The sequence below is a fragment of the Nocardia sp. NPDC058499 genome (genome assembly GCF_042719915.1).
Taxonomy (GTDB): Bacteria; Actinomycetota; Actinomycetes; order Mycobacteriales; family Mycobacteriaceae; genus Nocardia.
In genome coordinates this window covers 138340-150221 of the sequence record NZ_JBHXMZ010000010.1, presented here as the reverse complement: position 1 = coordinate 150221, position 11882 = coordinate 138340, and the positions used below count along the sequence as shown (strand labels likewise).

The following is an 11882-nucleotide window of genomic DNA, read 5'->3' as shown; positions in this document are numbered from 1 at the left end:
CACCGCGCGCGGCACTCCCGGTCCCGCTCATCGGCCGACGCCGATCCGGCTTCGGCATATCGCTGCGCTCATGAATCTTCTCCTCCGCACTCGGTCACCGGATTCGCGGCCGGCACCGCACCCGCGCAGTGCCGGATCCCCTGCAGATTTCCCGACGATGCAGGAACAGCTAGGCGGCGGGCTCCATCCAGATAACGCTGCCCAGCCGCCCGGTCGGCGCACCGCGGCGATGGCTGAACAGAGTGGTGTCCTCGATGGTGCAGCGCGCGTCCTCGGCGACGGCGCCGACCCCGGCCGCGGTGAGTTGACGACGGATCCCGGCACGCAGATCCAGTCCCGGTGTACCGCGCACTGTTGTCGTGGCACTGCCGGGCAGGTGCGCCTCGACATCGGCGCGCATCTCGGCGGGCACCTCGTACTGCCGGCCGCTGGCCGCCGGCCCGAGCAGCGCACCGATCCGCTCGGGTCGCGCCCCGGCGGCGACCATCGCCTCCAGCACGCGGGGCACGATGCCGATCCGCGCCCCGACCCGGCCCGCGTGGACCGCCGCGATCACACCGGCTTCGTCGTCGGAGAGCAGGATCGGCACGCAGTCGGCGGTCAGCACCACCAGCGCCAGCCCGGGCCGGGCGGTGACCAGCGCATCGGTGCCCGGCACCGGTTCGGTGCGCGGGCCGTCGACCGTCGCCACGGTCCGCCCGTGGATCTGATCCATCCAGATCAGATCATCGGCGGGTAGGTCCAGGGAGGCGGCCAGGCGGGCGCGGTTGCGCCGCACCGCTTCCGGGTCGTCACCGACGTGGTCGCCGAGATTGAACGAATCGTAGGGTGGCGCGGAGAAACCCCCCGCGCGGGTGGTCACTACCCGTCGAACGGTGAGTACCGGTGGCGCAGTCATGATGTCGAGCCTAATGGGCATACCGCGTGTAGCCCATTCACCGACAGCTCACGGCGAACCCGACGTGCGGACTCGAACGGGCGGGTGCGCCGCGGGACCCGGCCGGCATGCCTGGGCGATACGGCACAGGCCGCAGAGGGCGGAACACACCGGCCACCACTCCGAGCCCGGCGAAGAACCGGTCCGGCGAGACGTGCCGGGCCGTCCCGAACACGGCGGGTACGCCCGGCGGATTGCCGGCGCCGCTATCGGGCAGCGCCGGATGCCGGTCCGGCCGTGGTGGTTCAGCGGCGCATGAAATCCGGGACGTCGACGTCGTCGTCATCGTCGGGCAGTTCCGGCGACGGCTGGATATGCGACCGGCTGTTGTGTGTGAGAGTCGGATCCACCGGTGGGCGGCCGCGTTCGGTATCCCGGTAGCTCGGCGCCGGGCCCCGGGCGACCGACGAACCGGTATCCGAGGACCGGATGGACGCGGGTTCTTCGGAGTGGCTGCGGGCCGCGCCGAGTTCGGCGGTACGGGAATGGCCGAGTTCGGCGCTGCGCGCGGACTGCGCGGAAATCTCCGCGGTCCGCCCGGAACCCAGCGATCCCCGGCTGCTCGCCGTATCGAAGGTGCGTCTGGTCGGCCCGCCGCCGTCGAACCCGGCGGCGATAACGGTCACCCGCACCTCGTCACCGAGCGAATCGTCGATCACCGTACCGAAGATGATGTTGGCCTCGATATGGGCGGCTTCCTGCACCAGTGACGCGGCCTCGTTGATCTCGAACAGGCCGAGGTCCGAACCGCCGGCGATCGAGAGCAGGACGCCGTGCGCACCGTCCATCGAGGCCTCCAGCAGCGGCGAGTTGATCGCCGCCTCGGCCGCTTTCACCGATCTGCCCTCCCCCCGGGAGGAACCGATACCCATCAGTGCGCTACCCGCGCCGGACATCACGCTCTTGACGTCGGCGAAGTCGACGTTGATCAGGCCCGGGGTGGTGATCAGGTCGGTGATGCCCTGCACACCGTTGAGGAGTACCTCGTCCGCGGAGCGGAAGGCGTCCATCAGGCTCACCGCCGCATCACCGAGTTGCAGCAGCCGGTCGTTGGGGATCACGATCAGGGTGTCGCAGGATTCGCGCAGCATATTGATGCCGACCTCGGCCTGGTTACCGCGGCGTTTGCCCTCGAACGAGAACGGCCGGGTGACCACGCCGATGGTCAGCGCGCCCAGTTTGCGCGCGATACTCGCGACCACGGGTGCGCCGCCGGTACCGGTACCGCCGCCCTCGCCCGCGGTGACGAAGACCATATCGGCGCCCTTGAGCACCTCTTCGATCTCGTCCTTGTGATCCTCGGCGGCCTTACGGCCGACCTCCGGGTCGGCGCCGGCGCCGAGTCCCCGGGTGAGCTCACGCCCGACATCGAGCTTCACGTCGGCATCGCTCATCAGCAGTGCCTGGGCGTCGGTGTTCACCGCGATGAACTCGACACCCTTCAGGCCCTGCTCGATCATTCGGTTGACGGCGTTCACGCCGCCGCCGCCGATACCGACGACCTTGATCACGGCAAGGTAGTTGTGCGGGGGCGTCATGAGCTCTCGCCTTCCTTCGATCCAAAGTCTGTCGTTTCCGGATACCCCGTACCGGTCCGTCTGATCGCAATCCGCGAACCGTGATCCGGGCGAACCCTGAACCTCAACCATAGGGTTGGAGTTATGTCAAGTATCCGACTGGTGCCGAACGCTATTCGCCGCCGTCTCGATCCGCTCGCAGGCGCGCCGAGACGATCAGCAGTTTCTTCGGCGAACTCGCCGCCGGCCGGGCGGTGCCCGTCGTATCGTGAACGGTTGCCGTACGGCCCGCGCCCACATCGTGGTACGCCCCCGGCACCCGCGGCGGGTAATCGCCGCACGAACCCACGGGGACGCCGCGGCGCGGCGAACCGGACAGGGTCGAACCGAACAAGATTGGCAGAACTCATTTTACCGTGACCAGACTGGGACTCGAGACGTCGAACACGGTTCCCGGACGCGTCAGCAGCGGTAGCACCACCGCCGATTTGCGTTCGCCGTCCTCGCTGCTGCCCCACAGTACAGTGCGACCGTCGCGCAGTGTCAGCGAAATATCCGAGACGGTTTCTGCGCGCACGCTGTCCAACTGCACCGTCAATTCCGGTGGCAGCACTCTCACCACGGCAATCGCCGCCCTGGTGAGTGCGTCCGCACTGCCGGGTTTCTCGGTCTCCAGCTTCGGAACTCCGATCGGCGCGGGCTCGATGGCGTACTCGATCCCGTCCGCGTCGAGCAGATGCGCCCCCTCGGCGGTGTCGTAATACAGCACCGGAGTGCGCGGTTCGATCCGCACCCGCACGGTCGACGGCAGCACCCGCTGCACACGCGCACTGCGCACCTTCGGAATGCTCGCCACCCGCTGGGCCATTGCGGCAGTATCGATCCGCAGAATCGATCCCTGATCCGGAATCTGCAGCAACTCCCGGATCCGATCCTCGGGGATCGCCCCCGCCCCTTCGATGCGCACCTCGCGTACCGACAGCATCGGCGAAAACCACGCCAGCGCGGCGAAGGTGAGCACCAGCGCTACCGCGGGCACCGCCCACAACCGGAAACGCCGTGACCCGAACATCCCGAATCGCCGCGCCCCGGACCGCACTCCGCGTCACCGCCCGTACTGCGGACGCGCGCGTAGTCCGTCCAGGATCTGGCTGCCGAGCATGGTGACATCCCCGGCGCCCATCGTGATCACCACATCGCCGGGCTGGGCCAGACCGGCCACCTGCCGGCCCACCCGCGACATATCCGGCTGATAGTGCACGGGTTTGCCGACCGACTGGGCGACCAGGGCACCGTTGACACCGGGTAACGGTTCCTCCCGGGCGCCGAACACATCGAGCACCACCACCTCGTCGGCCAGATCGAGTGCGGCCCCGAACTCGGCGGCGAACGTCGCGGTGCGGCTGTACAGATGCGGCTGGAAGACCACGATCACCCGGCCGCGGCGCGACCGCGCACCGTCGCGCGCCTCTTGATCGACCAGCTCCGCGGCAGCGCCGAGCACGGCGCGGACCTCGGTGGGATGGTGGGCGTAATCGTCGAAAACGCGGACGCCGTTCTCCCGGCCCACGAACTGGAACCGGCGATGGACGCCGCCGAAACCTTCCAGTCCCTGGATGATCTCGTCGATATCGGCGCCCGCGGCCCGCGCGGCGAGCAGCGCGGCCAACGCGTTGAGCGCCATATGCCGGCCGGGTACCGACAGCCGCAGGGTACGCGGCGCGGGTTCGCCGCTGAGCTGGAACTGAGCGATACCGCCCACATCCCGCGGCTCCCAGCTGTGCAGGCGGACCCCCACCGGAACCGGCGCATCGGGCAGGTCCCCGGAACCGTAACCGAGGACCCCGACTCCGCGCTCGGCCAGCCGCGGCCCGACCCGCTCGGCCAGGGCCCGCGCGCCCGGATCGTCCAGGCACACCACCAGCAGGCCGCCCGCGGCGAGCCGGTCGGTGAAATCGTCGAAAACCTGCACATAGGCATCGTCGGAGCCGAAGAAGTCGAGGTGGTCGGATTCGATATTGGTGACCACGGCGACATCCGGGTCGTACTGCAGCAGCGATCCGTCGCTCTCGTCGGCCTCGGCGACGAAGGTATCGCCGCTGCCGTGATGGGCATTGGTACCCGCTTCGTTGAGCTCACCACCCACCGCGAACGACGGGTCGAGACCGCAATGCTGCAGCGCGACGATGAGCATGGAGGTGGTGGAGGTTTTACCGTGTGTCCCCGAGACCAGCAGGGTGCGATGCCCGCTCATCAAGGCGGCGAGGACGGCGGGCCGCAGCAGCACCGGAATATCGCGGCGCCGGGCCTCGACCAGTTCGGGATTGGTTTTGGGGATGGCGGCGTAGGTCGTGACCACCACCGTCGGGCCGCCGGGCAGCAGATCCAGGGCCCCGGCGTCGTGCCCGATCCGCACCTGCGCCCCGCGCGCCCGCAGAGCCAGCACACCCCGGCTCTCCTTGGCATCGGAACCGGAAACCGCTCCCCCGCGTGACAACAGGATCCGGGCGATCCCCGACATCCCGGCGCCACCGATCCCGACCATATGTACCCGGAGCAGCTCCGGAGGGAGCATGGCCGGCCCGGCGGGAACCGCCGTCACCTGGTCCTCGCTCACCGGCCCGCCGCCCGCAGCACGATCCGCGCGACCTCGTCGGCGGCGGCGCGGTGACCGGCACCGGCGGCGGCGCGGCCCATCTCGGCAATGCGTGCAGGATCCGTGAGCAGCGGTATCACCTCATCGATCACATACTTCGCGGACAGTTCCGGGTCACCGACGATTCTGCCACCACCGGCGGCGACAACGGGCCTGGCATTGAGTTCCTGTTCGCCGTTTCCGTGTGGTAGCGGCACATACACCGCAGGCAGGCCCACCGCCGACACTTCGGCGACGGTCATCGCGCCGCTACGGCAGACCACTGCGTCGGCAGCCGCATACGCCAGGTCCATCCGCGAAAGATAGGGCACCGCGACATAGGGGGCGCGCGGATCCGGGGAGGGCACTTCGAGGGTGTTCTTCGGACCGTGTGCGTGCAGAACCGAGATACCGGCCGCGGCCAGTTGCGGCGCGGCGCCGGAGATCGCGTCGTTGATCGACCGCGCGCCCTGCGACCCGCCGAACACGAGCAGCACCGGTCCCTCGGCGGGCAACCCGAAATGGTCGCGGGCCTGCGCCCGCAGTCCGGCCCGGTCCAGCGAGGTGATCGCCGACCGCACCGGGATCCCGACGACGTCCGCGTGGAGTCCCGAATCCGGAACCGCCGCGAGGACGCGCGCGGCCCGGCGGGCACCGACCTTGTTCGCGATACCCGCTTTGGCATTGGCCTCGTGCACCACGACCGGCACCGCGCGCCGGCGGCGCAGCACACCGGGTCCGGCGGCCAGATACGCCGGCAGCGCGACATAGCCGCCGAATCCGACGATCACATCGGCGCCGACCGCGTCGATGATCTCCCGGGTGCGCGCCACCGAGGCCCGCACCCGGCCCGGCAGCCGCAGCAGATCCGTACTCGGTTTCCGCGGCAGCGGCACCGGCGGGATCAGCTCGAGCGGGTAGCCGCGCTCGGGAACCAGCGTCGTTTCCAGACCGCGCTGGGTGCCCAGCGCGGTCACCCGGGTCCCCGGGGCCAGCCGGCGCAACGCATCGGCCACGGCCAGGGCCGGTTCGATATGTCCCGCGGTGCCGCCGCCCGCGACGATCACCGATATCCCGTCCGCACGCGGCGCCGGATCCGCCCGGTCCGCGTCCGGCCGGGTCGAATCCTCGTGGGCGGACTGAGCTGCGCTCACCTGTACTTTCCCCGTTCTCGTCCGTGTGTCACCGAATAGCTGGGTTCCCAGGCCCGCGTCGCCCGCAGCGTATCGGTACCGCGGCTGTTGGCCCGGGTGCGGGTACGCGGCCGGTCGCCGTCGCGCGGGGTCGCGCGGGCGGGCGATCTATCGCCTGCGGCCGGCGTACCCGAACGCGACCGGGGCGAGTGGTAGATCTCCGGTTTGGGCAGGCGCAGCAGTCGGCTGACCCGGCCGTCCTGCCCGGCGTGCAGGGCCGCCACCGCCTCGGGTTCGTGCCGGGCGGCGTTGGCGATGATGCCGAACATCAGCAGGGTCAGCGCCAGCGACGAACCACCGGCCGAAACCAGCGGCAGCTGCAGGCCGGTGACCGGCAGCAGGCCGACCACGTACCCGATGTTGATCAGTGCCTGAGCGGTGATCCAGGTGGTGGCGGTGGCGGTGAGCAGCCGCAGGAAGGGGTCCACCGAACGCGCCGCGATCCGTAAACCGGTGTAGACGAACAGCGCGAACAGGCCCAGTACCAGGGCACACCCCAGGAAACCCAGTTCCTCACCGATGATGGCGAAGATGAAATCGTTGTGCGAGTTGGGCAGATAGCTCCATTTGGCCCGGCTCTGCCCGAGCCCGCGACCCCACAGCCCGCCGTCGGCGAGCGAGTACATCGCCTGTCGGGCCTGGTAGTTGACGCCCTGCGGATCGTCTCCGGGATTGAAGAAGGCCCGCATCCGGTCGGAGCGGTAACCGGCCGACAGCGCCAGCACCAGGGCGGCGATCGCCCCGGAGGCCAGGATCGCCAGGAACAGCCGCAGCGGCAGACCGCCGAACCACAGCAGGGCCAGCAGGACGATACCCATGGCGATGGTGGTGGACAGGTTCGGTTGCAGCACGATCAGCAGGCAGACCAGCAACCCGGCGGGCACCAAGGGAACCAGCAGGTTCTTGAGCCCACCGGGATCGTTGGCGGCCCGCGCCGCCGCGCGACGCGAAACCAGCAGGTGTGCGCCCCAGATCACGAAGGTCACCTTCACGACCTCGGAGGGCTGGATCGAGAACAGGCCGAGGTCGATCCAGCGGCGCGCGCCGTTGACGGTACTGCCCACTCCCGGGATCAGAACCAGCGCCAGTAGCAGCACCGACGCCGCGAACAGCGGAAACGATATCTGCCGCAGCCAGCGCAGCGGGATCCGCAGCGCCAGGTAGAACAGCACCGCGCCGATCACCGCGTACATGGCCTGCTGCACGAACAACGCGTACGCCGATCCGCCGTCGGCGTAGGATTCCACGCTCGACGCCGAGAGCACCATCACCAGGCCCAGCACAGTGAGCAGGATGGCGATGGTGACCACCAGGTGGAACGAGGCGAGCGGTCGCGCCAGCCAGGCGCCGAACCGGCCGACCTGTACCTGTCGCGTACCGCGCGGTCTCATAACCGCCGCCCGAGGTCCTCGTCCTTCAGCTCCTCGACCGCGGCGGCGAAACTGCGGCCCCGGTGGGTGTAATCGGTGAACATATCCAGCGACGCCGCGGCCGGCGCCAGCAGCACCGTATCGCCCGGCCCGGCGAACGCCGCCGCCTCACGTACCGCGCGGGCCATGACCGCGTCGGCGATATCGTAATCGGGCGTACCGGTGATCGCTTCGTTCATGAGGGCCTGACCCATGCCGGAATGGTCTCGCGTATCCAGCTCCAGGACGGGGACTTCCGGCGCGTGTCGCGCCAGTGCGGCCGCGATCACGGGGGCGTCCGCGCCGAACAACACCACGGCGACCAGCCGCTCGGCCACCTCCTCCACCAGATCCTCGACCCCGGCGCCCTTCAGCAGGCCACCGGCCAGCCAGATCACGTGCTGGTGACCCAGGATCGACGAACGCGCGGCATGCGGATTGGTGGCCTTGGAATCGTCGACGAATTCGACACCGCCCAGTTCCCGCACCAGCGCCGACCGATGCGGGCCGACCTTGTGCGCCACCAGTCCTTCGCGGACGAACTGCGGCGCCACATCGATCGCCCGGGTGAGCGCGGCCGCGGCCAGCGCATCGGCGATACCGGCCGGGCCGGGTGGACTGATCTCCTTGGACTCGGCCAGGATCGCCGCCTTGGTGAACGCGCGGTCGAGCAGTTTGCCGTCGACCACGCCGAGTTCACCGTCGGCGGGCACACCGATACGGAACCCGATGGTGCGGCGGGCCTTGGACCGGCGGGCCAGCCCCGCGGCGATCGGATCGTCGAGTCCGACGACCCCGATCCGGCCCAGCAGGGCCCGCGACTTGGCGGCGGCGTAGGCGTCGAGTCCGCCGTGCCAGTCCAGATGGTCCTCGGCGACGTTCAGCACCACACCGGCCTCCGGGCGTACCGAGGGCGCCCAGTGCAGCTGGAACGAGGACAGTTCCACCGCCAGCACCTGCGGGCCCGGGCTGCGGCGCAATGCGTCGAGGATGGGCAGGCCGATATTCCCGCAGGCCACACTGGGGATACCGGCGGCCCGCAGAATGGAGTGGGTCATCGCGGTGGTGGTGGTTTTGCCGTTGGTTCCAGTGATCACCAGCCATTTCCGTACCGGGCCGTAGAGCCGGGCCTGATCGACCCACCACGCGAACTCCACATCGCCCCAGACCGGGATCCCCTCGGCCACCGCCGAGGCCAGCACGGGTGAATCCGGCCGCCAGCCCGGGCTGGTGATCACCAGCGCGAACCGCGACCAGTCGGTGTTCTCCAATTCGGGCGCCGGGGCGATATCGAGCCCCAGTTCGGCCGCCTCGGCCAGCGCGTGGGCCCCGTTGTCGGTGACGACCGGGCGGGCGCCGATATCGCGCAGCGGCGCGATCAGCGAACGACCCGACACTCCCCAGCCGGCGACCAGAACCTCCCGGCCGCGCAAGAATTCCAGCATGGGCCCCGGCGAACGCAGGGCCCGCGGTGCATGTTCCTCCATCGTCAGCTCACCCGACCGCCGAGAGATATTCGCTGTAGAACAAGGCGAGTCCGGCCGCCGAGGCCATCGCGGCCAGCAACCAGAATCTGATGATCACCGTGGTCTCCGCCCATTTGCTCAGTTCGAAATGATGATGGAACGGCGCCATTTTGAACAGCCGGTTGCGGGTGGTGCGGAAGACCGCGACCTGCAGCGCCACCGACGCCGCTTCGGCGACGAACAGCGCGCCGATGACGACCATCAGCAGTTCGGTGCGGGTGGTGACGGAAATACCGGCGAGCAGACCACCCAGCGCGAGCGAACCGGTATCGCCCATGAAGATCTTCGCGGGCGCCGCGTTCCACCACAGGAATCCGATACACGCCGCGGTGCCGGCCGCGCAGACGAGCGCCAGGTCCAGGGGGTCACGCACGTTGTAGCAGCCGGTCTCGGGTTTGGTCTCGCACGAGTGGTAGTACTGCCAGAACGTGATGACCACGTAGCCGCCGAGCACCAGGCTCATCGACCCGGCGGCCAGACCGTCCAGGCCGTCGGTGAGATTCACCGCATTCGACCAGGCCACGACGATGAAACAGATGAAGGCCAGGAACACCACCACGCTCATGGTGACGGTGTTGATATCGCGCACATACGACAATTGCCGACCGGCCGGGGTGAGCCCGTTACCGCCCGGGAACTGCAACGCCAGCACACCGAACACAACCGCGGCGGTGACCTGTCCCAGATACTTCCCGGCCGCCGTGAGCCCGAGATTGCGGCCCTTGCGGAGCTTGATGAAATCGTCGATGAATCCGACCACGCCCAACGCCGTGGCCAGGCCCAGCACCAGCAACGCGGAGGCGGTGGGCCCTTCGGCGTCGTAGCCGATTCCGATCAGGTGCGAACCCAGGTACCCGGCCCACATACCGATGATGATCGCGACGCCACCCATCGTGGGCGTGCCCCGCTTGGACTGGTGGCTGGCCGGTCCGTCGACCCGGATCTCCTGCCCGAAGCCGCGCCGGGCGAATATCCGGATCAGCAGCGGGGTCAACAGGATCGACACCGTCAGTGCGATCGCCGCCGCGAACAAGATCTGTCTCAACGCACTGCCTCCGTGCCTGCCCCATCGGCGGTCGAGCCGCCCGGCGCCGACGTACCGGCACCCGTGTTCTCGCTTCCCCCGGCCAGCAGCTTCTCGGCCACCGCCCACAGTCCGACCGACTGCGATGCTTTCACCAGCACCACATCACCCGCTTCGACTTCGGCGTCGAGCAACTGTACGGCCGCTTCGATATCCGGGACGAGCACCGACTCCTCACCCCATGAGCCTTCCATGACCGCTCCCTGGTGCATGCCCCGGGAGGGCCGTCCGGTACCGACCACGATCAGCCGGTCCACGTCCAGGCGCACCGCCAGCCGGCCGATGCCGTCGTGTTCGACCACCGATTCCGGGCCCAGTTCGGCCATCTCCCCGAGCACCGCCCAGCTACGGCGCGGGGTATCACCCGACCGGGCCATGGTGACCAGCGCTTTGAGCGCGGCGCGCATGGAATCGGGGTTGGCGTTGTAGGAATCGTTGATCACCGTGACCCCGGCGGCACTGGTGCGCACGTCCATCCGGCGCGCCGAAACCGCGCGGGCCCCGGCGAGCGCGGCCACCAGAGTATCGAGATCGGCACCGCATTCCAGTGCCACCGCGGCTGCCGACAGCGCGTTACCCACCTGGTGTTCGCCGTGGACGGCCAGAGTGAGGTCGCGGTCGCCCTGCGGGGTACGCAGCGTGAACGAGGCGCGCGCTTGCTCGTCGAGCGTGATTCCCTCGGCCCGGATCTGTGCCCCGGCGCTCTGCCCGACCATCAGCACGCGCGCCGAAGTCCGCGTGGCCATCGCGCTGACCTGCGAATCGTCGGCATTGAGGACGGCCAGACCGGTATCGGGCAGCGCCTCCACGAGTTCACCCTTGGTCTTGGCGATCGCCTCCCGGCTGCCGAATTCCCCGAGATGGGCGGTACCGACATTGAGCACCACACCGATACTCGGGGGCGCTACCCGGGCGAGCGCGGCAATATGGCCCGGACCGCGGGCCGACATCTCCAGTACCAGGAACCGGGTCTCCGGACCGGCACGCAGCGCGGTCCACGGATGTCCGAGTTCGTTGTTGAACGACCCCGGCGGCGCCACCACCGGGCCGAGCGGAGCCAGCACCGACGCCAGCAGATCCTTCGTCGAGGTCTTCCCCGAGGAACCGGTGACACCGATTACGGTCAATCCGCCCGCAGCGACCAATCGCCGCACGTGGGCCGCGGCCAGCACCGCCAGCGCGCCCAGTACGGCGGCGCCGGAACCGTCGGAATCGTGTTCGAGTGCAAGCGCGTTGGTCGAGGCGGCGGATACCGGCGGGACGACGACGGCCGGAACACCGACGGGCCGGGCGGCCAGCACCGCCACGGCCCCCGCCGCGAGCGCGGTCGCCGCGAAATCATGGCCGTCGACCCGTTCGCCGGGCAAGGCGACGAAAAGACCGCCGGGACCGATACGGCGCGAATCGAATTCGACCGAACCCGTGACGACCACCTCGGGATCGTCGACATCGTGGAGCTCACCCCCCACGATCTCGGCGACCTCCCGCAGGGTGAATCCCGCCCGGATCGGCCGGGACGAGCTGGCCGGCCCGTGGGCGTCCGGTGTCTCGGTGGGTTCCTGGTTCACCGGCCACCGCCAG

The 11882-nt window shown here is 69.3% G+C and carries 9 protein-coding genes; all 9 read right to left on the bottom strand.

The features are described 5' to 3' along the window. Positions 1 to 169 precede the first annotated feature (169 nt). Positions 170 to 898: a peptidoglycan editing factor PgeF gene (pgeF, locus tag ACFWPH_RS27080; RefSeq protein ID WP_378754930.1), complete on the bottom strand. Its 729-nt coding sequence runs from the start codon at positions 896 to 898 to the stop codon at positions 170 to 172. Between the two features lie 284 nt (positions 899 to 1182). Continuing rightward, the gene (gene ftsZ / locus ACFWPH_RS27075; protein ID WP_378754929.1) at positions 1183 to 2475 is read right to left on the bottom strand and encodes a cell division protein FtsZ; all 1293 of its coding nucleotides are present in this window, start codon (positions 2473 to 2475) and stop codon (positions 1183 to 1185) included. Positions 2476 to 2860: 385 nt separating this feature from the next. After that, entirely contained in the window at positions 2861 to 3526 is a 666-nt protein-coding gene (locus ACFWPH_RS27070) for a cell division protein FtsQ/DivIB (protein ID WP_378754928.1), read from the bottom strand. A gap of 33 nt (positions 3527 to 3559) precedes the next feature. Beyond that, the gene (murC, locus tag ACFWPH_RS27065) at positions 3560 to 5029 is read right to left on the bottom strand and encodes a UDP-N-acetylmuramate--L-alanine ligase (protein ID WP_378755093.1); all 1470 of its coding nucleotides are present in this window, start codon (positions 5027 to 5029) and stop codon (positions 3560 to 3562) included. 38 nt (positions 5030 to 5067) lie between these two features. Further along, positions 5068 to 6162: an undecaprenyldiphospho-muramoylpentapeptide beta-N-acetylglucosaminyltransferase gene (gene murG / locus ACFWPH_RS27060; RefSeq protein WP_378755092.1), complete on the bottom strand. Its 1095-nt coding sequence runs from the start codon at positions 6160 to 6162 to the stop codon at positions 5068 to 5070. 77 nt (positions 6163 to 6239) lie between these two features. Beyond that, positions 6240 to 7673: a putative lipid II flippase FtsW gene (gene ftsW / locus ACFWPH_RS27055; RefSeq protein ID WP_378754927.1), complete on the bottom strand. Its 1434-nt coding sequence runs from the start codon at positions 7671 to 7673 to the stop codon at positions 6240 to 6242. Then, positions 7670 to 9136, bottom strand: a complete 1467-nt coding sequence (gene murD / locus ACFWPH_RS27050) for a UDP-N-acetylmuramoyl-L-alanine--D-glutamate ligase (protein WP_378755091.1) — start codon at positions 9134 to 9136, stop codon at positions 7670 to 7672. The genes ftsW and murD overlap by 4 nt, the downstream gene beginning before the upstream one ends. Positions 9137 to 9185: 49 nt before the next feature. After that, the gene (gene mraY / locus ACFWPH_RS27045; protein ID WP_033245102.1) at positions 9186 to 10262 is read right to left on the bottom strand and encodes a phospho-N-acetylmuramoyl-pentapeptide-transferase; all 1077 of its coding nucleotides are present in this window, start codon (positions 10260 to 10262) and stop codon (positions 9186 to 9188) included. Beyond that, on the bottom strand, positions 10259 to 11809 hold the full coding sequence (gene murF, locus ACFWPH_RS27040) for a UDP-N-acetylmuramoyl-tripeptide--D-alanyl-D-alanine ligase (RefSeq protein ID WP_378755090.1): 1551 nt from the start codon (positions 11807 to 11809) through the stop codon (positions 10259 to 10261). The genes mraY and murF overlap by 4 nt, the downstream gene beginning before the upstream one ends. Positions 11810 to 11882 lie beyond the last annotated feature (73 nt).

Coding starts and splice junctions, on each gene's coding strand:
- ftsW (WP_378754927.1), bottom strand. CDS start 7,673: ATGAGACCGCGCGGTACGCGACAGGTACAGGTCGGCCGGTTCGGCGCC.
- ftsZ (WP_378754929.1), bottom strand. CDS start 2,475: ATGACGCCCCCGCACAACTACCTTGCCGTGATCAAGGTCGTCGGTATC.
- pgeF (WP_378754930.1), bottom strand. CDS start 898: ATGACTGCGCCACCGGTACTCACCGTTCGACGGGTAGTGACCACCCGC.
- murD (WP_378755091.1), bottom strand. CDS start 9,136: ATGCTGGAATTCTTGCGCGGCCGGGAGGTTCTGGTCGCCGGCTGGGGA.
- ACFWPH_RS27070 (WP_378754928.1), bottom strand. CDS start 3,526: ATGTTCGGGTCACGGCGTTTCCGGTTGTGGGCGGTGCCCGCGGTAGCG.
- murC (WP_378755093.1), bottom strand. CDS start 5,029: ATGCTCCCTCCGGAGCTGCTCCGGGTACATATGGTCGGGATCGGTGGC.